Origin of the sequence: Okeanomitos corallinicola TIOX110, assembly GCF_038050375.1 — a bacterium.
Lineage (GTDB): Bacteria > Cyanobacteriota > Cyanobacteriia > Cyanobacteriales > Nostocaceae > Okeanomitos > Okeanomitos corallinicola.
This window is the reverse complement of the sequence record NZ_CP150886.1, coordinates 223,788-243,554: the sequence shown is the minus strand read 5'-3', so window position 1 is coordinate 243,554 and position 19,767 is coordinate 223,788. Positions and strand designations below refer to the sequence as shown.

The window sequence follows — 19,767 nt, the reverse complement described above, 5'->3', positions numbered from 1 at the left end:
TGTAGGAGAAAAACATGAAAAAAGTAATTAATTGGTTTCAAAGTTTGCAACTAGCAAAAATTATAATTGTCTTTTTGGCAGCTACATTTATGTTGTCAATTCAAGCCTGTGATGGCTCTAGCGTAGCTAAAGAAGCACCCAAAAATGCCGAAATGCCCAAAGTAGTTAACAATTATTCTGAAAGCAAAAACTTGGGTGAAAAGTTACAAGATTGGGGTAAAGACATGGGAAGTTCAGCAGAACAGTTAAAAGAAGATGTCACCCAAGGAACAAAAGAAAGTGTAGAAAATCTTCAGCAAAATATCAAAAGTACAAGCCAAGACCTAAAGAAAACAGTAGAACAGGGAACAGAAGATATTGGTAAAAATATTCAACGCCAAGCAGAAGATGCTGGAAAAGCAATAAACAAGACTTTAAGAAAAGCGGATTAAATTTAAAACTATTAAAAACAGGTTTCAGTATTTTTTGATTCTGATCCCTGTTTTTCTAAAATAATTAAAAATTGCTAAATACTTAACACAAAAATCATATACACACTCCGATTTTATGGTTGATATTGTAAATTAAGATTGTACCAACTCTGTAGAGCTAAACGGTGAATTTCCCGCCAAGGGATATTATTTTTTCGCGCCAATGCTGCACAATCTTCATATTCTGGCTGTACGTTGGTAATAAATTTTTCTGTATCATTTCCTTGCCATGCAACCTTAATCCCTACTTGACCATAGGGGGTTTCCAATTGTTGAATTTCTCGTTGTAAAATACTGCGTTGTTGAGTGGTGCGACGAACACCCAAAGTTGTAGTTTCACGGAATAAAATTTCCTCACAACTAGATAAATCTTCTGGATAGCAAATTACAGTTAATAAAATTCCCGGTCGTGATTTTTTCATCCCTATAGCTTGAGTAAAAACATCCACCGCACCAGCAGCCAATAAAGTATCAAAAACATAACCGATAGCTTGGGGGTTTAAATCATCAATTTGGGTTTCTAAGACAGAAATGGTTTCTAAATGGTGTAAATTTTGGTGATGATGGTGAAGAACATTGGTAGCTGTAGTGCTGACATGACTGTGATGAATAGAACTTTCACCAATCCAGAGCCGTAGTATATTGGGAATGGGTAAGTCAAGAGAACCTGCTCCTAGTCCTACTCGTTTGAGAGTCATGGGTGGTGGTGAACCAAAACTGCGAACTAAAGTAGTGGCGATCGCTGCCCCAGTCGGTGTGACCAGTTCCCGATCAATGCCATTGCTATAAACTGGACAACTCCGCATTTCCCATAACTTGAGTACAGCAGGAACTGGTACAGGCATTTGCCCATGGGCAGCGCGAACAGTTCCCCCACCAGTAGGAAATGGTGAACAGTATATTAAAGGTAAACCTTCTTTATTCGTATTTATACCTAGCCAATCTAAACCCAAACAAGTCCCCACAATATCCACAATTGCGTCTACAGCACCTACTTCATGAAAATGAACTTTTTCCGGTTCAATGCCATGTACAGCCCCTTCTGCCACTGCCAACTGGCGGAAAACCGCTATACTCCAGGCAGTTGCTTGTGATGGTAAATTGGCTTTGAGAATCATCTCCTCAATTTCTGGAAGGTGACGGCCATGGTGATGGTGGTGATGGTGTAGTAAATCAACGTGAATTTTAGTGGCTTGCTGAGTTTGTTTTTGGACAAGTTCTACTCGTAATTGATATTCCTGTTCAATTCCCAAACCATTGAGTTTCTCTACCAGATACTCTAAGGGAACACCCAGACTTACCAAAGTCCCAAGACACATATCACCTGATATTCCGGTAGGACATTGAAAATAAGCAATTTTACTCATAAATTATTTATTGGTAATGGGTAATGGGTAATGGGTAGTTGGAAATACTATTCACATTATTTAACCTATCACCAATCACCAATGACCTATCACTAATCCCTTGTCACCTGTCTCCAGTTAGATCATGGCCAAAATTTTTGAAATTCATCCTGATAACCCACAAAACCGACGTATAGAGGATATAAAGTTGGCGCTTTCTAGTGGCGCTATCATGCTCTACCCTACTGATACAGTCTATGCTATTGGTTGCGACTTAAATGCTAAGTCGGCAGTAGAAAGAGTCAGGAAAATTAAGCAGTTAGCGAATGATAAACCACTAACGTTTTTATGTCCCTCTCTTTCTAATGTGTCTACTTATGCCTTCGTAAGTGATACAGCTTATCGGATTATGAAGCGTTTAATACCAGGTCCCTACACTTTTTTGCTCCCCGCTACTAAGTTAGTACCGCGACTGGTACAAAATCCCAAGCGCAAAACCACAGGAATCAGAGTGCCAGATCATGCGGTATGTTTGGCATTACTGGCAGCTTTGGGTAATCCGATTATCTCGACTTCAGCCCATTTACCAGCCTATGACCTAGACGATGAAATGGAAGAAATGGATTCACAATCTATTTTGTCAAGGGTAGAGCTATTTGACCGTTTGGATAATTTGGTGGACATTATTATAGACACAGGTGAAGAGCCTACTCCTCAAGTGTCTACCATTTTAGACTTAACAGATGAAGAGCCAATCATTACACGGAGGGGTTTAGGTTGGGAAGCAGCCGCCGCATGGGTATAATACAGTTTTTCTGATATAAACCTCTGTTTCGTACATTTTGATAAACACACTTCAATTTTGAAATTGTCATACAAAAAAATGCTGGGATCACGGGAAAAGAGATGGCAGCAAATCTTGCTGTTTTTAGGATTTGGACTAATTTTAGTACCTTCTCCAAACCGTTATCTCAATTTTGATCTAACTATTGATCAAACAAGCGACACACTTGACAAGCCCTTAACTTCAGAAATTTTCTACAGTTTTATATGCCTATCGTATTTGCGGCAAATCTTGATGGATCTAAATCAGCAAGACTTTTCCCTGATTAATGGCATTAAAAACTGTTTCTGCATTTTAGTTAAGGTGCAATACCAATTCCAGGAAAAGTCATGAAAGCTAACTTTATCAATCTGCCAAATTCTACAGCTGCTTTTGATAGTGATGTTTCACATGAAAGTTCATCAGATCAAAGTTCTGATACTTTAATGCAACTGCTTTGTCAGGAAATGCAAGCTCAAATGAAGGCTCCAAATAAGTGTGTGCAATCTGTAGCGCAGCGCATAACTAAAGAAGTCAAAAGGATCTGTGATAAAAGTTCTCGTATCCAGACTTCAGGAGAAGTCAGGTCTTGGCAGATTACTTTAGCAAGACACCGTTTACAAAAATGCTTGCGTTACTATCAATTGGGTTCACGACAAGGACGGGTAGAATTACACAGTAGTTTAGGTGCTATTGTTTATCGTCATGTGACGATTGCCGGTTCTGAGTTGGGTTTTGAAGCTCGTTATAATCTGATTGAGGATTTTCTCCAAGCTTTTTATATCGAAGCAATTAAGGCTTTTCGGCGAGAAAATGAGTTACCGGAAGATTACACTCCACGGACTCAATTACAACTGGCTGAGTATATGGCTTTTACTGAGCAGTATGCTAAACGTCGGATTAATTTACCTGGTGGTGCAAATCAACAGTTGATTGTGTTACGCGCTCAAGGTTTTGCTCGTCGTCAACCCCAGGAAACTACTGTTGATATTGAAATGGCGGTTGATTCTGCTAAGACCGAAGAAGCGGAGTCTTATCAACGCAATTTAGCGGTACAGCAAATTAGGTCACAAATGGTGGCTAAATCGAATTTTGACCCCTCGGAGGAGTCGGAACGCGATCGCGTAATTACGGAGTTGATGAAATATCTTGAGTCTCAAGGTCAAGCTGATTGTATGAATTATTTGTCTTTAAAATTGCAAGACCTTTCTGCACCAGAAATTGACCAAATTTTAGGTTTAACCAGTCGTCAACGGGATTATTTACAACAACGTTTTAAGTATCATGTTGAGAAGTTTGCTAAACAGCATCATTGGCAATTGGTACATCAATGGTTGGGTGCTGGTTTAGAACATAAATTAGGTTTATCTTCTCAGCAGTGGGATGTGTTCTGGAATCAATTAACTGAACAACAACAACAAATCTTTAATTTAAAAACGGCGATGGAAAATGATCAGGCGATCGCTAAGGCTGTACAATGTACACCTAAACAGCTACAAAAACGCTGGACTCAAATGCTTGAATTAGCATGGGCTATCCGCAACGGCAATGTTGAAGTTAAAACCAGCTAAATTTAAGGTGCAATTTTTAAATTTATTTGCATACCTAGCCACCTTACATACATTTTCTTACACAACAGCAATCTACTCTATTTCTCCCAAAATAACGGGAGATTTAGAGAAAGTTTATCTCCCTTGAAAGTTTACAGTTTGATCATAAATATTTTATTTTTAAGAAATTTTCTACTGTCAAAATTAACTACTATTAACTTTTAGGATTTTGTCAAATTTTCGTAAGTCTTAAACCTTTTTTATTTTTCAACCCAGCATAGAATTAATAAACTATGATAAAAATAGATTAGGCATTAACTGATAATGAATATTTCATCTGTCAGGTTTTTTCTCACTTCTTTTTGGTTAATATTTGGCTTTTTAGCTACAAGTTTAGCTGAGGATGTTGCAGTTTTAGCAGCAAAACCAGCAATTTCTCAACCTCTTAAAACTAAAAATTTTACTGTTGGTAAGGCTGAATTTGGTGTCAGAATAGTTGACTCTCAAGGGAAAGCTAATTTTTTTCCCACTGTCAAAGTGCCTTTAAAAAAAGGTGATGCTTATGGCTGGAAAATTGAATTAAATAATTATCAAGGTACGGTTAAATGGAGAGAAGTATTAACTTTACCAAAAGCACCAGAAACTTGGGCTACACCAGAACAAAAAGATAATTTCTCTCTATCTGGGAATGGTAAAACAGCTATTACCAAACGTACCCAAACAACTACTAATGGTGTGATTGAAAATTACTGGCAGATAGCTCCTGGAGATCCCCTTGGTCAACATAAAATTGAGGTTTACGTTGATGATCGTTTAATAGCTACTTTTGAGTTTGAAACGGTGGAATTTTAGATGTAAGAAATCAAGAAGTCAGAATATATTATCCTTGCTCTCACACTCTGTATGGGAATGAATATAAATATAGAGGTACAACCTCCATATAGCATTCCCAGTCAGAGATTAGGAAAGATCAACTAGATAATAAGATAGATGTTGAGAATGAATTTAATCTTCTTCTAATTCTTCTTCTTCCTCTTCATTATCTTCGTTTGTTTGTTTGACAGAGTTAGCAGAAACTACAGCCCCTTTATCTAGCTTTTCCAACACTTGCGCTTGAATTTTATCGGTAAATTCTGAGTTTTCTTCTAAATATTTAATGGCGTTATCTCTACCTTGGGAAATGTTGTCACCGTTATAGCTATACCAAGCCCCTTTTCTGAGCAGGATACCTGTTTCTTCTGCTAAGTCAACTAAGCAACCTAATGTAGAAACACCTTTACCAAAAATGATGTCAAATTCGGCAATTCTAAAAGGTGGTGCAACTTTATTTTTGGCAACTTTCACTTTAACTCGATTACCAAATTCATCTGAACCTTTTTTCAAAGTTTGAATTCTACGAATATCCAAACGCACGGAAGCATAAAATTTCAAGGCGTTACCACCAGTTGTGGTTTCTGGACTACCGTAAGTAACACCAATTTTTTGCCGCAATTGGTTAATAAAAATAACTGTGCAACCTGATTTACCAATATTACCTGTAATTTTACGTAATGCTTGGCTCATCAATCTGGCTTGTAAACCCACGTGAATATCACCCATATCACCTTCAATTTCGGCGCGGGGTACTAGGGCAGCTACGGAGTCAACGACGACAATATCAACTGCGGCAGAACGTACTAGCTGATCAACAATTTCTAACCCTGCTTCGCCTGTATCCGGTTGGGAAACAAGTAAATTTTCAATATCTACACCTAAAGCTCCTGCATAGGTTGGGTCTAAGGCGTGTTCTGCGTCAACAAAGGCAGCTATACCACCATTTCTTTGTACTTCTGCGATCGCATGAAGCGCTACTGTAGTTTTACCAGAACTTTCGGGACCGTATATTTCTATTACTCTTCCTTTGGGTAAACCACCACCCAAGGCTAAATCCAATGTTAGCGCCCCTGTGGAAATTGTCTCTACACGCATCCGGGTGGCATCACCCAAACGCATTATCGCTCCTTTACCAAAGCTGCGCTCAATCTGGTTGAGTACCATACTAAGTGCTTTTTGCTTACCAGTATCTGCTGTGTTGGCTGCCATTAGAGTCTCTAAATATAGGATTTAAGGAAGTTTGCGCTGGGAATTTTACTAGAACAGATATACTATTTTAACCGGAAAATCTGCAATTGGTAAGATTTGGGAAAAAAGTTTTGGTAGTAGGTGACAGGTGACAGGTGATAGGTTACAGATAGTAGTCAGGATTCAGGATTCAGAATATTTATTTATCTTTATTTATCTTTATTCCTGTTCCCTGTTCTCTGTTCCCTGTTCCCTGCTCCCTACTATTTAATACTGTGGCACAGAAGAATCTATTTCCTGACTCCAAGCATTAATTCCACCTTTGACGTTAGTTCCAGTAATACCCGCTTCTTTGAGGATAGCGAGAGCTTTGGCAGAACGTCCGCCCATTTTACAATGTGCAATTAAACGGTGTCCGTTGAGTAGTTCTTTTACCTTGGTGACACCATCACCATCTTCAATCTCTGGTAAAGGTACTAACACAGAACCAGGAATTTTGGCAATTTCATATTCGTGAGGGTTGCGGACATCCAACAATACAAAATCCTTTGCACCACTATCTAGTAATGCTTTTAATTCCTTGACTGTCATTTCTGCTATTTCCATTTGCTGCTTCGCTTCCGCTGCTTTAGCTTGGGGGATACCACAGAATTCTTCGTAGTCTATGAGTTTTTCAATGACTGGACGAACGGGATTAGGACGCAGTTTTAATTCCCGGAATTTCATGTCTAAGGCATTGTAGAGCATTAAGCGTCCGCTCAGGGTTGTGCCTTGGCCAATAATAATTTTGACTGTTTCTGTTGCTTGGATCACACCGATAATTCCCGGTAAAATCCCCAGGACACCACCTTCTGCACAGGAAGGTACCATTCCTGGTGGTGGTGGTTCGGGATACAAATCACGATAGTTGGGACCACCTTCGTAGTTAAATACCGTTGCTTGTCCTTCAAATCGGAAGATTGAACCGTATACGTTGGGTTTGTCTAATAGTACGCAAGCATCATTAACTAAGTACCTTGTGGGGAAGTTGTCTGTTCCATCCACCACTACATCATAGGGACGAATTATATCTAAGGCGTTTTCAGCACTCAGACGAGTTTCGTATAAATCAACCTGACAATGGGGGTTAATTTCGTGAATGCGGTTTTTAGCTGATTCGATTTTGGGTTTACCTACCCAGGATGTACCGTGAATAACTTGACGTTGTAAGTTGGAAGTATCAACTACGTCAAAATCAACAATACCAATGCGGCCTATACCTGCTGCTGCTAGATATAACAGTAGGGGTGAACCTAGTCCACCTGTACCGATACACAATACGCTGGCAGCTTTGAGGCGTTTTTGTCCCTCTAGTCCCACTTCTGGCAAGATTAAGTGGCGGGAGTAACGTTCATAGTCGTCTTTCGTCAACTGGATTTGATCCAGATTGGGATTTAGCATAATAGTCAGATGCAGAATCTCAGAGTATTAATATTAACTTAAAGTTGATATATTTATACGTCCAATTGTTTCTGATGGCAATTTCTGATTTTTCGCAAGACTCCAACTGTACGGTTCACTAGCTTTTCCATTTTGCAGGAATGTTATCACATAAGAGTATTATGGCCAAGCATACATTTTATTTTACTCTCAAGGTGTGGTGGTGGGATGATTGAGATAGAAATTTTGACACTCTCTGAACTAAATCTACGGAGGTTCTTTGTTTAGGAAGTTCACACGGATGAATCAGTAGATTTGATGATTCTATGCAGCTACCCATAAAAAATTTTGGTTTTATTTACTTGAGAATCAACTAAGATTTTGCTTTATTTATTTTATTATAAAAATAATATTTAGACTTTTTTATTTTAACCTGACCTAATCAATAAAGTATTTTGCTAGTAAATGATCTACAAATATTCATCACAAATATTTACACCTCAACTTACACCTCAACGCTGAAAGCTAAAACCTGCTCTATATTTTATCTGTCAATATTGAATAATATCAAGTAACAATCTATTAAAAATAATTTATTTATTGGGAATAATTTCTTACAATAATTAAAAAGACTTTTATAAAAGGTGTAAGTAAAAAAATGCTTAAAACAGTTGCTGAAGTAATGAGTAGCGATCCTATCCTAGTTAATCCTAAAACTCCTTTAAAAGAAGCGATCCAGATTTTGGCAGAAAAAAGGATTAGTGGTTTACCTGTAATTAATGATGCGGGTAAATTGGTAGGTATTATCTCAGAAACAGACTTAATGTGGCAAGAAACAGGAGTTACTCCCCCTGCTTATATTATGATTTTGGATAGTGTAATTTACTTACAAAATCCTGCAACTTATGACCGGGATTTACATAAAGCATTAGGGCAAACTGTAGGGGAAGTGATGAGTAAAAATCCTCTGACTATTACCCCTGATAAATCCGTTAAGGAAGCTGCAAAAATGATCCAAGAACATAAAGTTCATCGTCTCCCAGTGCTTGACAATACAGGTAAAGTAATTGGTATTCTGACTCGTGGTGATATTATTCGTGCAATGGCTGCTGAGTAGGGAAGTTGAGGAGATGGGGAGAAGTTATCAATTACCAACTAATACGAACGGTAGGGGTTTAGCATTGCTAAACCTCTACAAACTGACTAACAACTGATAATAACAAAGGACTATTACATGAGTGTATCTGCTGAATCTGTGAAAGAATTACTGAGTTCTGAGAATTTAGGCGATCGCCTCCGTGCAGTTAATCAAATTCGGGAACTAGAACCAAAAACTGCGTTTGAATTAATACAAATCGCTATTAATGATAAAAATTCCCGTGTCCGTTATTCTGCTGTCAGTCAAATGGACACCCTGGGAGGACAGGATTTAGATTTATCCTTGCAGGTTTTACGGGAACTACTTAATGATCCCGAAGCGGATGTGCAAGCAGCAGCAGCAGACTGTTTAGGGGCGCTGAAATTACACACGGCTTTTGCAGACTTAGAGCAACTTTACCGTAGAAGTGGGGAATGGCTTGTACAATTCAGTATTATTGCTACTTTGGGAGCATTGGGAGATCCACGGGGGTTTGAGTTACTCAAAGAAGCACTAAGTTCTGATAATGGTTTAGTGCAAACTGCTGCTATTAGTTCTCTAGGTGAGTTGGGAAATTTAGCAGCTGTTCCCCTGTTAACACCCTATGCAACTAACCCAGATTGGCAAGTTCGTTATCGAGTAGCTCAAGCTTTAGGTAATTTAGGTGGTGCGGAAGCTAAATCTGTTTTAGAAACTTTGGTTAATGATGAGGTGGAAGCAGTAGCTAAAGAAGCGAAAAGAGCATTGGAATAGATATTAGATCCCCGACTTTTTTTATCATCTCTATCAATTCTGAATTGATGTTAGAAGTCGGGAGATTCATTGCGATTTCAAGAATGAGAACAAGCTTATAAATTATGGTTGTGAAAAATTGAATAGCTACAAATAAAAAAAGTTGACCTGGTTGGTAAACTCGCATTCCCACCAGGTCGAATATTCAGATTTTGATATTAAAAGCAGTTGTTAAAATTATGCTTTTACAACTTTACGACGACGAGCTACGGTCATACCAGCAGCTACTAGACCTAAACCTAACATTGTGGTAGGTTCGGGAACAGCAGTTGCAGCAAAGCTAACACCAGAATATGTCAAACCTGTAATAGATCCACCACTAGCTAATTGTGCATCTAAAGTAGCTTTGTTACCAAACTTCTGTAAAGTTAAAAACGCTTGTCCTTTGGAAAGTTCTCCTGTTGCACTCTTGAAGATACCATGTGCTGTTATTTGGATATCAACAAAAGCATTATTTTGCGAAGTTACGTAGTCAGCAGCAGTTAGTTCAAAGGTGTTCAAGCCATCTGCAATACTACCAGCATCAATTCCTAAATCTAACCAAGGATTATCTGCACTATTGCCACTAAAACTAATGATGTTTCCTATATCGCCTAATGTAAAGCCTGTGAAAGAATCAACAGTACCATCGTCTATTATGTCAAAAGTTGTTGGGTTGTTGAAGGTAAGTGAATCTAAAGACAAAGTAGCATTACCATTACCCGAAAGAGCAAAGTCACCTATAAGTGCAGCAGCTTGAGCAGAACCAGCAGAACCTAATAAACCAGCAGCAGCAACTGGTAATACAGCAGCGATTCCTAATAGTTGTGATTTGAAGTTAAACATTATAGTTCTTAGCTCCGATTAAAAATTTGTGAAAAAATGATTGTGTAACTCGTGTAGAACAGCAAACCTATAAAGTTGTGTAGCAATTGAAAAAATAAACGGTCTTAACTGAGTGAAAGTCTTTTTGTGTTTTAGTTTAGAAACTAAACTATGATTGCTGTGTTAACACGGTAGGCTAATGTAGCCGTTTGCTTGAGTTCCTTGTGTGTTCCTTACATTTCAATAATTACATAGTCAGTCAGTGGTTGGCAATATACACACAGGCATCTTGATATAATCTTTATCGAGAGTTGTATTCTCTTGATGACATCAGGAAATCTGAAAAGTGCCGATTTGACTGGAATAGAGTTATGGCAGGTGACAGAGCTAGAAGTTTTTCGGTGTCTAAGTTTTAGTTCTGCTTAATGTCCTAACCGCCTTGTCCATTGCTATAAATTATAGTGGTTAAAATAATTCACGTATTTATACTAATTCAGTATGTTCAACATTAAGCAAAAAGATTGTACAGCAAAGGTTTCGTGAATTATCACTTATATTTTTTTTAACTTCTAGAATAAATTCTTAGTTATATGAAGTTTTTATGAAGAAAAAATATAAAAATGCTGGATTTTACGTAAAAATACTACCCACCATAGACCTGCGTCCATGTAGTCCATATAAAAACTACTACCGCACTTACAGCGAGAATACCCTGAAGTAAATTGCCTATCAATGTTCCTACGGTGATACCTATTCCAGCTTTGACAGCTTTACCTAAGTCTCGTTGATAAATATACTCACCAATAATTGCTCCTAACAAGGGGCCTAGTAAAACTCCTAATAGTGGTCCACCGAAAGGTAAGGTAGGTAATAATCCGAAAAATCCCAGAAATAACCCGACAAACGCCCCAATTTGTCCCCATTTACTTGCACCGGCTTTTTTTGCTCCTATGTAACCAGCCAGGAAATCCACACCTATACTTAGGAGTAAAACAATTACTGTGACAATTAAGGGTATTTTAATAGCAGCAAAGGAACTACTGATAATTCCCCAGATGATGATAGCCCCTAATATTAAGCTACTACCGGGAATAGCGGGAACTACAGAACCAATTACACCCAATAGCATTACAGCTACTAATAACCAATAAATAATTTGCATAATTTTCGTAGTGAAAGGTATTTTTGTGTCTGATTTCTATAGTTTCTGAACAGGCATATAATATTCTTATCTTCTTCTTATCTTCAGCAATGCTCAAACCTTATCCAAATTAGATATACAATAGCTTATATATATTATAGTTTATTAAACCGACATCAATAACACCCCTCCTAGCTTGCGGGGAGGGGTACTGGATTTACCCATTACGAAGTGTTACAGATAATTTATCAGCTATACCCGCAATCCAATTTTCATCTTGTTTTGTATAACTACGGGGAGCATTTGCTCCTAAAATTAATACCCCTTCTTTACCAAGAGGTTGACAAATTACACCTTGGGTATTTTCGGGTAAATAATCAAATTCAATTCTGCCGGGATAAACTTTTAATGCTACTAAATAAACTGGTTTTTGTGTTTCCAAAACTCTTTTTAATATCGCACCTGGTACTACTTCCGATTTAGAAGCCAGAATACCGCGACGTAACAGAACTTTACCTTCGTAATAAACTACAAGCGATCGCGTTACAGTATTTGTTAACAATAAACGAGATGCCCAAGCTAATTCTATTTTCACGGTTTCTGGTAAATCTGGATCTAAAACAAAACCTTCTTCTCCCATAAGTTCTACTGTTTCCGGGGTTTTAGGTTGTACTTGCTGCCAAATTAAACCAGTTAAAATTAACACTGCACTTAAAATCACTCCCAACACATCACCCCGTGCTTGGGAGTTTGTCAATTCCGGTGTTAACACCCGATTTACAAACAACAGCACAGCCCCTAAACCCCCAACAACTAGAGGTAAACGCCGTAAAACTCGATTAGGATCAGATTTTGTCATTGGTCATTGGTAAGAATAAACTTTTGCCTCTTGCCTTCTTACTGTCACCTGTCACCTGTCACCTACCTACTCTTCTCCTGGCTCTAATATACGTTGAAAAAGATAACCAGTGCCTCTAGCAGTAAGTATAAGTTCTGGGTTACTGGGGTCATCTTCTAGTTTTGCCCGTAACCGGGAAATATGTACATCTACTACGCGAGTATCTACGTGACGTTCTGGTGTGTAACCCCAAACTTCTTGTAAAATCTCGGAACGGGAAAAAGCCTCTCCAGAGCGACTGACCAATAGTTCTAATAAGCTAAATTCCATCCCAGTTAAGCGGATGCGTTCATCACCTTTGTAAACTTGGCGTTTATTTGTATCAATTCTGATATTACCAACATGAATTACACCAGAACTGGGAATACCAGTTGCGCCGATTTTATCTACTCTGCGTAAAACTGAGCGAATACGAGCTTCTAATTCTTTGGGAGAGAATGGTTTAACTACGTAGTCATCCGCACCTAGTTCTAAACCAGTGATCCTATCGGCTACATCACCCAAGGCGGTTAGCATGATGATAGGAACGTCGGATTCTTTGCGTAATTCTTGACAAACGCCGTAACCATCTAGTTTGGGCATCATCACATCCAAAACTACCAAGTCTGGTTCAGCTTTGTGGAAAATTTCTAAAGCTTCTTCTCCATCACCAGCTGTGACTACATCATAGCCAATCATGGACAGGCGCGTTTCTAAAATCCGCCTAATGCTGGCTTCGTCGTCTACTACCAGGATTTTTTCTTTATTACTTTCCAAGTTTCCCTACGCTCCCTAACTAAATTTTTACATTATGAATTTTATTACCATAATATTAAGATATCATTGCATTAGTTAATTAGAAAAAGCTGTAAACACTACTATTATTTAACTTGATTTTTTTCGGAAACTTAAGGAAAAGTTAAGATTTTTAAAGAAAAATTACACATGGCAAAGCCAAAAACTATTTTTATATGTAACAAGTGCGGGGCGGAATTCTCTCAATGGTTTGGAAAGTGTGCAAATTGCGATACTTATGATTCTTTGGTAGAAGAGAATGCTACACCCTTTGGGGTAGATATACCTACTAAAGGGGGTGTGGGTAATTGGCACGTTGCCCCAGGGGGGATTAAATCTAGTAGCAAGAAACCTGCCAAAGCAAGGGCATCTCTGACTTTTGACCAAATTAGCGATCGCCAAATTGCTCGCTGGGAATCTGGTTACGGTGAGTTGGATCGGGTACTCGGTGGCGGTGTTGTTCCCGGTTCAATGGTGCTGATTGGTGGTGATCCCGGTATAGGTAAATCTACTTTACTTCTCCAAGTTTCTAACGAATTATCCCAAAGATACCGTATTCTCTACGTTACTGGTGAAGAATCAGGACAACAAGTAAAATTACGTGCTTCTCGGTTGGGAATGTCTAACCCTATAAATGTTGATTCTGAGGCAGATGATACTAAAAAAGAAGCAATTAAAAATACAGAAAACAATGTAGAAAATACTGAAGATGACCTAGCACATCATAGCATTGCCTCAGACCTGTATGTTTTACCAGAAACGGATTTAGAGGAAATTCTCCGGGAAATTGATTCCCTCAAACCAAACTTGGCTGTGATTGATAGTATACAAACTGTCTTTTTTCCAGCTTTAACATCTGCACCCGGTTCAGTAGCACAAGTCCGGGAATGTACCGCTGCTTTGATGAAGGTGGCTAAACATGAAGATATTACAATGTTAATTGTGGGTCATGTTACTAAAGAAGGTACTATTGCTGGCCCCAGGGTTTTAGAACACTTAGTAGATACGGTTTTGTATTTTGAGGGCGATCGCTTTGCTTCCCACAGATTATTAAGAACTGTTAAAAATCGTTTCGGAGCTACCCACGAAATTGGTATATTTGAAATGGTATCTAATGGATTAAGAGAAGTACCCAATCCCTCAGAATTATTTCTAGGAAACCGTGACGACCCCGCACCGGGAACAGCTATTGTAGTAGCTTGTGAAGGAACAAGACCAATAGTAGTAGAATTACAAGCATTAGTTAGTCCTACCAGTTATACATCACCGCGCCGGGCTGGTACGGGCATAGATTATAATCGTTTAGTACAGATATTAGCAGTATTGGAAAAACGGGTAGGGATACCAATGTCAAAATTAGATTCCTACGTCGCATCTGCGGGGGGTTTGAATGTAGAAGAACCTGCGGTAGACTTAGGAATTGCGATCGCCATAGTAGCCAGTTTTCGGGATAGGATAGTTGATCCTGGGACAGTATTAATAGGAGAAGTAGGTTTAGGAGGACAAGTGCGATCAGTTTCTCAAATGGAACTAAGATTAAAAGAAGCAGCAAAATTAGGATTTAAACGAGCGATAATACCCAAAGGTCAGAAATTTCCTGATTTAAACATAGAAATATTAGCAGTTTCTAAAGTCATAGATGCCATTATTGCTGCCATTCCCCATCAATCTTTAGAAGATATAGATTTAGAAACAGATGAAGATGAAGAATAAAAAATATCTGCGTTTATCCGTGTTCATCTGCGTTTGATTTTAATGAAATGAACCGCACAGACGCAGAGGAGACAGAGTTTTTATCCCCCTAAACCCCCTTATTAAGGGTTAAGGGGATCTGATTTTTCAACTATCAAGAACTAATTTTAAAGCTTGATCCCATTCTGGGATTTTTAAACCAAAAGTATCAGACAATTTCTGATTATCTAATAAAGAAAAAGCTGGTCTACTTGCAGGTGTAGGATATTCTTGGGTGGTAATAGGAATTAATCTTTGTAATTTACGTTCATTATTGGAAAAATCATCATTAAAAATCGCTTTAGCGAAACCATACCAGCTAGTTTTTCCACTAGGAGATAAGTTATATATTCCCCCTTTATTACTGAAAAAATCAGAGGGGTTTTGTTGAAATTTAGCAACTATTTGAGCAGTAATTTCTGCAATCATTCTACTCCAAGTCGGTGAACCAATTTGATCATCAACAACCTTAATTTCTTCCCGTTCTCTAGCTAATTTTTGCATAGTTAATAAGAAATTTTTACCACGCAAACCATAAACCCAGCTAGTCCTGAAAATGATATGGTTGACACCAATAGAAGAAATAGCTTCTTCACCTACTAACTTTGTTTTACCATAGACATTTTGCGGATTTGTTAAATCACTTTCCCGATAGGGAGTATTTTGATTCCCATCAAAAACATAATCAGTAGAATAATGAATTATCGCTGCATTTAAACGTTTAGCTTCTTCAGCTATTATACCCGGAGCAACACCATTAATGGCCATAGCTAAATCTATTTCTGATTCCGCTTTATCCACCGCAGTATAAGCAGCAGGATTGACAATTAAATCAGGTTTAATATCTCTAATCGTAGTAGTAATTGTATCGGGTTGGGATAAATCTAATTGATTTCTTCCCATGTAAATTACATTTCCCAAACTCATCAAGCTACGTTGTAATTCCCACCCAACTTGGCCAGAAATACCAGTTAAAAGAATTTTCATGAATAAACCTCCGCTTCTGAAAACAACTTACCCACTTTATCCTTAGTAGATACAATCGGTTCACCATCAATAGGCCAAGAAATTCCTAAATCTGGATCATTCCAAAATAAAGTACGATCATATTCTGGTGCATAATAGTCAGTGGTTTTATACAAAAATTCTGCATATTCAGACAATACCAAAAAACCATGAGCAAAACCAGGTGGTATCCACAATTGATGTTTATTTTCAGCAGACAAATTCACACCTACCCATTTACCAAAAGTAGCAGAATTTTTTCGTAAATCAACAGCTACATCAAAAACTTCACCGACTGCAACCCGCACAAGTTTTCCCTGTGGTTGCTGAATTTGATAATGTAAACCTCGCAAAACATTTTTACTGGAACGTGAGTGATTATCTTGAACAAAAGAAAGTGATATTTCAGTGTTTTCTAAAAATGATTTAGCATTGAAACTTTCGTAAAAAAACCCCCTTTCATCTCCAAAAACTTTTGGTTCAATAATCAACACATCGGGAATTTTTGTTTTGACAACCTGCATAAAATAATTCCTTTTTCCTGAATTTTATTAATTAATAATCAATGAAAAGTAATTTCATCTTCTAAAAGTCTTCGTAAATAAAGACCATAACTACTTTTACCCATAGATTCAGCCAAATAACGTAACTGATGAGAATCAATATAACCTTGGTTATAAGCAATTTCTTCAATACAAGCTATTTTGAATCCTTGTCTTTGTTCTAGAGTTTGAATAAAATTTGCAGCTTGATGTAAAGATTCATGAGTACCCGTATCTAACCAAGCATAACCCCTTCCTAAAATTTCTACCTTTAATTGACCTTGGTTTAAATAAGCTAAATTCACATCAGTAATTTCTAACTCACCACGAGGAGAAGGTTTTAAATTAGCAGCAATTTCTGTAACTTGAGAGTCATAAAAATAAATACCCGGTACAGCATATTTTGATTTAGGATTTTTTGGTTTTTCCTCAATACTAATTGCTTTACCAGCAGCATCAAATTCAATCACACCATAACTTTCAGGTTGTGTAACTTTATAACCAAAAACTAACCCTCCCTGTTGCAGTTGAGCAGCACGATTTAAAACTTCCGTTAAACCATGTCCGTAAAATATGTTATCTCCTAAAATCAAACAAACCGAATCATTTTTGATAAAATCTTTACCCAAAATAAAAGCTTGTGCTAAACCTTCCGGTTTGGGTTGTTCCACATAACTAAACTTTAAACCCCACTGACTACCATCTTTGAGAAGTTGTTGAAACAAGGGTAAATCTTTGGGAGTAGAAATTATCAAAATTTCCCGAATTCCCGCTAACATTAAAACAGATAAAGGATAGTAAACCATCGGTTTATCATAAACAGACATTAACTGTTTACTGACAACTTGAGTTAAAGGATAAAGTCTTGTACCAGAACCACCAGCGAGAATAATTCCCTTCATTTTACCATCCTGATATGACGTAATAAATTATTGATTTTCTATCTAGTTTCATAATTTTGTTTAATCCAATTTTGGTATGTTCCCGTAAAAATAGACTCTACCCAAGCAGAATTATTCAGATACCATTGCACGGTTTTTAATAAACCACTCTCAAAATTTTCCTGGGGTTTCCATCCTAATTCTTGGTTAATTTTACTACAATCAATAGCATAGCGGCGATCATGTCCCGGACGATCTTTAATAAATGTAATTAAATCAGAATAACGGAAATTATTTTTAGGTGCTAACTCATCCAAAATTGCACAAATCTTGTTTACTACCACTAAATTAGTTTGTTCATTCAGTCCACCAATATTGTAACTTTCGCCAATTTTACCTGCTTTTAAAACCAGATAAATAGCATCACAATGATCACCCACATATAACCAATCCCGAATATTTTGACCATCTCCATAGATAGGTAAAGGTTGATCATTTAAAGCATTAAGAATCATTAAAGGAATTAGCTTTTCAGGAAATTGTAAAGGTCCATAATTATTGGAACAATTAGTGGTTAAAGTCGGTAAATTATAGGTATGATAATATGAACGAACTAAATGATCTGCACCAGCTTTAGAAGCAGCATAAGGACTATTAGGAGCATAGGGTGTATCTTCGCGGAAAGCTGTATCTGTTGGATTTAAAGAACCATAGACTTCATCAGTAGATATGTGTAAAAAACGGAAACTTTCCTGTTTTTCAGAGTTGAGTTTTTGCCAATATGTTTTACTAGCTTCCAATAATTGAAATGTTCCCACTACATTAGTCTGAATAAAATTTAAGGGAGTGAGAATTGAACGGTCAACATGAGTTTCCGCAGCAAAATTAATTACTGCATCTGGTTGATGTTTTTCTAATAAATAACTCACCAACTCATAATTACTAATATCTCCTTGCACAAAAGTGTAACCAGAGTCATTTTTTAACTCTGCTAAATTCTGAAGATTACTAGCATAAGTTAATTTATCTAAATTAATGATATTACCCCATTTTCCTTTTCTTGCTTGAAGTACAAAGTTAGCTCCAATAAATCCTGCACCACCTGTAACTAATAAAGTCGGGAGGTTATTTTTGTTAGGGTTTGACATATAAATTTATCCTTTCTTAGTTTCTTAGATAGCTTTTTTTAGATTTGATATTGAGTATTGATGTTTGATACATCTGAATAATTTATCAGTTAGGAGAAATCACAGAATGTTTGTGAAAGTATTGTCAATTCACAGATATATGAAATATAAACAGGATTTTTTCGTTCTAATTCGTAGGGTTAGATTTTTTCAATCCCAGTTTATAGGCAATTTTTCTAAGTGTATCTTTGGGAAACCAAACCATAAAAATTCCTCCTTTATCAAAAATTGTCAAATTCCAAATATAACCAAAACTAGCAAATAGTTTTAACAGTAAAATTTCCGCTAAAACATAACGTCTATTAACACGCGGTTGGTTTGGAGGATTATCTTCTGTACGCAATTGTTCTGGTAAACATAACCAATGTCCTGCTATTTTTCCCGGTTCAAAAAATTTCGCTTGTACAGATAATCCCATCAATCTATCAGCTGTCCAAAATGGTACATATTTGAATGGTCCAAATAAATTAAAAGTTGTGGCTATTTCTGGAAGTGTTGCTTGAACTAGCTCATTTTTCCAAACTTTTTTATCAAAGTTCTCTTGATGTGGTCCCCTGTGATCTTTACGTCCTCGAAATAGTGCAAAAAAGTCTTTTTTGTTATTCAAAGGAACAATAGGAACTTCTCGCATTGTATATTCTATTTCTTCAGGAGAATAAGTTTTTCCATCATTTCGTTTCCTGATTCCAATATCTTTAATATTTGCTAGAGAATTCCAATCTTTACCGATGGGGGCTTTGCCAAATGGGAATTGGACTTGATTTAATCTAAAGAAATAACTATCAGGAAAGTTGCTAAAATAGTCTTCTGTAATTGCTAATATATCTGGATGAATATATTCATCACAATTAATAGAAAGAACATATTTGCCTGAAGCATTCAGTAAAGCTGTTACCCTTTGCACAACTTCTCCCTTCAAAGGACTCTTAATTTGACGGAGACGAGGATCAATAACTTTGAAAAAAGGGACATGAGGAGGGTAAACTAAAATAAACTCAGTGCTACCTTGAATTTTTAATAGTTCTTGTAGCCATGAATCTTCAACGCCTCCCCTCATGGGAATAATGATTGAAAGTTGAGGATTTGTCATGAGGTTTCAATTATTAAATTTATGTGTATTTAGAAAAACTTTTTACTCTCAATTTTAAGGTGATAAAAACATTAAGAATAAGCTTAGATAATATTTTTGTGATTAAAATAGTTCT

At 37.1% G+C, this 19,767-nt stretch carries 19 protein-coding genes; 7 read left to right on the top strand and 12 right to left on the bottom strand.

The features are described from left to right. The first annotated feature begins 14 nt into the window (after positions 1 to 14). Entirely contained in the window at positions 15 to 431 is a 417-nt protein-coding gene (locus WJM97_RS01035) for a hypothetical protein (RefSeq protein WP_353931225.1), read from the top strand. Between the two features lie 113 nt (positions 432 to 544). On the opposite strand, the gene larC is transcribed toward WJM97_RS01035, so the two are convergent. Continuing rightward, positions 545 to 1,837: a nickel pincer cofactor biosynthesis protein LarC gene (larC, locus tag WJM97_RS01030; protein ID WP_353931224.1), complete on the bottom strand. Its 1,293-nt coding sequence runs from the start codon at positions 1,835 to 1,837 to the stop codon at positions 545 to 547. Between the two features lie 124 nt (positions 1,838 to 1,961). Here larC and WJM97_RS01025 point away from each other — a divergent pair, with 124 nt between their 5' ends. The 3 genes from WJM97_RS01025 (at position 1,962) to WJM97_RS01015 (ending at position 5,041) form a co-directional block, all read left to right on the top strand. Further along, complete coding sequence (locus WJM97_RS01025) at positions 1,962 to 2,621, top strand: L-threonylcarbamoyladenylate synthase (RefSeq protein WP_353931223.1); 660 nt, start codon at positions 1,962 to 1,964, stop codon at positions 2,619 to 2,621. Positions 2,622 to 2,989: 368 nt separating this feature from the next. Beyond that, entirely contained in the window at positions 2,990 to 4,210 is a 1,221-nt protein-coding gene (locus WJM97_RS01020; RefSeq protein ID WP_353931222.1) for a HetZ-related protein, read from the top strand. A gap of 303 nt (positions 4,211 to 4,513) precedes the next feature. Continuing rightward, entirely contained in the window at positions 4,514 to 5,041 is a 528-nt protein-coding gene (locus WJM97_RS01015; protein WP_353931221.1) for a hypothetical protein, read from the top strand. A gap of 153 nt (positions 5,042 to 5,194) precedes the next feature. Here the strand turns inward: WJM97_RS01015 and recA are convergent, their stop codons facing one another. Both recA and moeB read right to left on the bottom strand, forming a co-directional pair. Next, positions 5,195 to 6,271, bottom strand: a complete 1,077-nt coding sequence (gene recA, locus WJM97_RS01010) for a recombinase RecA (protein WP_353931220.1) — start codon at positions 6,269 to 6,271, stop codon at positions 5,195 to 5,197. A gap of 246 nt (positions 6,272 to 6,517) precedes the next feature. Further along, positions 6,518 to 7,690 carry a molybdopterin-synthase adenylyltransferase MoeB gene (moeB, locus tag WJM97_RS01005; RefSeq protein ID WP_353931219.1) on the bottom strand — a complete coding sequence of 391 codons (1,173 nt, stop codon included), beginning with the start codon at positions 7,688 to 7,690 and terminating at the stop codon, positions 6,518 to 6,520. Between the two features lie 637 nt (positions 7,691 to 8,327). Between moeB and WJM97_RS01000 the strand changes: the two genes are divergently transcribed. Further along, the gene (locus WJM97_RS01000) at positions 8,328 to 8,786 is read left to right on the top strand and encodes a CBS domain-containing protein (protein WP_353931218.1); all 459 of its coding nucleotides are present in this window, start codon (positions 8,328 to 8,330) and stop codon (positions 8,784 to 8,786) included. A gap of 117 nt (positions 8,787 to 8,903) precedes the next feature. Further along, positions 8,904 to 9,560 carry a phycobilisome degradation protein NblB gene (nblB, locus tag WJM97_RS00995; RefSeq protein ID WP_353931217.1) on the top strand — a complete coding sequence of 219 codons (657 nt, stop codon included), beginning with the start codon at positions 8,904 to 8,906 and terminating at the stop codon, positions 9,558 to 9,560. 216 nt (positions 9,561 to 9,776) lie between these two features. Here the strand turns inward: nblB and WJM97_RS00990 are convergent, their stop codons facing one another. The 4 genes from WJM97_RS00990 to rpaB all read right to left on the bottom strand — a co-directional run bounded on the left by WJM97_RS00990 (position 9,777) and on the right by rpaB (position 13,198). Continuing rightward, positions 9,777 to 10,424 carry a PEP-CTERM sorting domain-containing protein gene (locus WJM97_RS00990; protein ID WP_353931216.1) on the bottom strand — a complete coding sequence of 216 codons (648 nt, stop codon included), beginning with the start codon at positions 10,422 to 10,424 and terminating at the stop codon, positions 9,777 to 9,779. 622 nt (positions 10,425 to 11,046) lie between these two features. Continuing rightward, positions 11,047 to 11,565: a DUF456 family protein gene (locus WJM97_RS00985; protein WP_353931215.1), complete on the bottom strand. Its 519-nt coding sequence runs from the start codon at positions 11,563 to 11,565 to the stop codon at positions 11,047 to 11,049. A 196-nt stretch (positions 11,566 to 11,761) separates the two neighbouring features. Then, positions 11,762 to 12,403, bottom strand: coding sequence for a cofactor assembly of complex C subunit B (locus tag WJM97_RS00980; protein ID WP_353931214.1), 642 nt, complete (start codon positions 12,401 to 12,403; stop codon positions 11,762 to 11,764). A 66-nt stretch (positions 12,404 to 12,469) separates the two neighbouring features. Continuing rightward, positions 12,470 to 13,198: a response regulator transcription factor RpaB gene (gene rpaB / locus WJM97_RS00975; RefSeq protein ID WP_353931213.1), complete on the bottom strand. Its 729-nt coding sequence runs from the start codon at positions 13,196 to 13,198 to the stop codon at positions 12,470 to 12,472. Between the two features lie 168 nt (positions 13,199 to 13,366). Here rpaB and radA point away from each other — a divergent pair, with 168 nt between their 5' ends. Continuing rightward, the gene (gene radA / locus WJM97_RS00970) at positions 13,367 to 14,929 is read left to right on the top strand and encodes a DNA repair protein RadA (protein WP_353931212.1); all 1,563 of its coding nucleotides are present in this window, start codon (positions 13,367 to 13,369) and stop codon (positions 14,927 to 14,929) included. A 126-nt stretch (positions 14,930 to 15,055) separates the two neighbouring features. Here radA and rfbD read toward each other — a convergent pair whose 3' ends face one another. The 5 genes from rfbD to WJM97_RS00945 all read right to left on the bottom strand — a co-directional run bounded on the left by rfbD (position 15,056) and on the right by WJM97_RS00945 (position 19,652). Then, positions 15,056 to 15,934: a dTDP-4-dehydrorhamnose reductase gene (gene rfbD, locus WJM97_RS00965; protein WP_353931211.1), complete on the bottom strand. Its 879-nt coding sequence runs from the start codon at positions 15,932 to 15,934 to the stop codon at positions 15,056 to 15,058. Further along, positions 15,931 to 16,476 carry a dTDP-4-dehydrorhamnose 3,5-epimerase gene (gene rfbC, locus WJM97_RS00960; RefSeq protein ID WP_353931210.1) on the bottom strand — a complete coding sequence of 182 codons (546 nt, stop codon included), beginning with the start codon at positions 16,474 to 16,476 and terminating at the stop codon, positions 15,931 to 15,933. Before rfbC ends, rfbD begins: the two co-directional genes overlap by 4 nt. Positions 16,477 to 16,514: 38 nt before the next feature. Beyond that, complete coding sequence (rfbA, locus tag WJM97_RS00955) at positions 16,515 to 17,396, bottom strand: glucose-1-phosphate thymidylyltransferase RfbA (protein WP_353931209.1); 882 nt, start codon at positions 17,394 to 17,396, stop codon at positions 16,515 to 16,517. Positions 17,397 to 17,434: 38 nt separating this feature from the next. Next, on the bottom strand, positions 17,435 to 18,523 hold the full coding sequence (gene rfbB / locus WJM97_RS00950) for a dTDP-glucose 4,6-dehydratase (RefSeq protein WP_353931208.1): 1,089 nt from the start codon (positions 18,521 to 18,523) through the stop codon (positions 17,435 to 17,437). 166 nt (positions 18,524 to 18,689) lie between these two features. Then, complete coding sequence (locus tag WJM97_RS00945; RefSeq protein WP_353931207.1) at positions 18,690 to 19,652, bottom strand: glycosyltransferase family A protein; 963 nt, start codon at positions 19,650 to 19,652, stop codon at positions 18,690 to 18,692. Positions 19,653 to 19,767 lie beyond the last annotated feature (115 nt).

Coding starts and splice junctions, on each gene's coding strand:
- WJM97_RS01035 (WP_353931225.1), top strand. CDS start 15: ATGAAAAAAGTAATTAATTGGTTTCAAAGTTTGCAACTAGCAAAAATT.
- larC (WP_353931224.1), bottom strand. CDS start 1,837: ATGAGTAAAATTGCTTATTTTCAATGTCCTACCGGAATATCAGGTGAT.
- WJM97_RS01025 (WP_353931223.1), top strand. CDS start 1,962: ATGGCCAAAATTTTTGAAATTCATCCTGATAACCCACAAAACCGACGT.
- WJM97_RS01020 (WP_353931222.1), top strand. CDS start 2,990: ATGAAAGCTAACTTTATCAATCTGCCAAATTCTACAGCTGCTTTTGAT.
- WJM97_RS01015 (WP_353931221.1), top strand. CDS start 4,514: ATGAATATTTCATCTGTCAGGTTTTTTCTCACTTCTTTTTGGTTAATA.
- recA (WP_353931220.1), bottom strand. CDS start 6,271: ATGGCAGCCAACACAGCAGATACTGGTAAGCAAAAAGCACTTAGTATG.
- moeB (WP_353931219.1), bottom strand. CDS start 7,690: ATGCTAAATCCCAATCTGGATCAAATCCAGTTGACGAAAGACGACTAT.
- WJM97_RS01000 (WP_353931218.1), top strand. CDS start 8,328: ATGCTTAAAACAGTTGCTGAAGTAATGAGTAGCGATCCTATCCTAGTT.
- nblB (WP_353931217.1), top strand. CDS start 8,904: ATGAGTGTATCTGCTGAATCTGTGAAAGAATTACTGAGTTCTGAGAAT.
- WJM97_RS00990 (WP_353931216.1), bottom strand. CDS start 10,424: ATGTTTAACTTCAAATCACAACTATTAGGAATCGCTGCTGTATTACCA.
- WJM97_RS00985 (WP_353931215.1), bottom strand. CDS start 11,565: ATGCAAATTATTTATTGGTTATTAGTAGCTGTAATGCTATTGGGTGTA.
- WJM97_RS00980 (WP_353931214.1), bottom strand. CDS start 12,403: ATGACAAAATCTGATCCTAATCGAGTTTTACGGCGTTTACCTCTAGTT.
- radA (WP_353931212.1), top strand. CDS start 13,367: ATGGCAAAGCCAAAAACTATTTTTATATGTAACAAGTGCGGGGCGGAA.
- rfbD (WP_353931211.1), bottom strand. CDS start 15,934: ATGAAAATTCTTTTAACTGGTATTTCTGGCCAAGTTGGGTGGGAATTA.
- rfbC (WP_353931210.1), bottom strand. CDS start 16,476: ATGCAGGTTGTCAAAACAAAAATTCCCGATGTGTTGATTATTGAACCA.
- rfbA (WP_353931209.1), bottom strand. CDS start 17,396: ATGAAGGGAATTATTCTCGCTGGTGGTTCTGGTACAAGACTTTATCCT.
- rfbB (WP_353931208.1), bottom strand. CDS start 18,523: ATGTCAAACCCTAACAAAAATAACCTCCCGACTTTATTAGTTACAGGT.
- WJM97_RS00945 (WP_353931207.1), bottom strand. CDS start 19,652: ATGACAAATCCTCAACTTTCAATCATTATTCCCATGAGGGGAGGCGTT.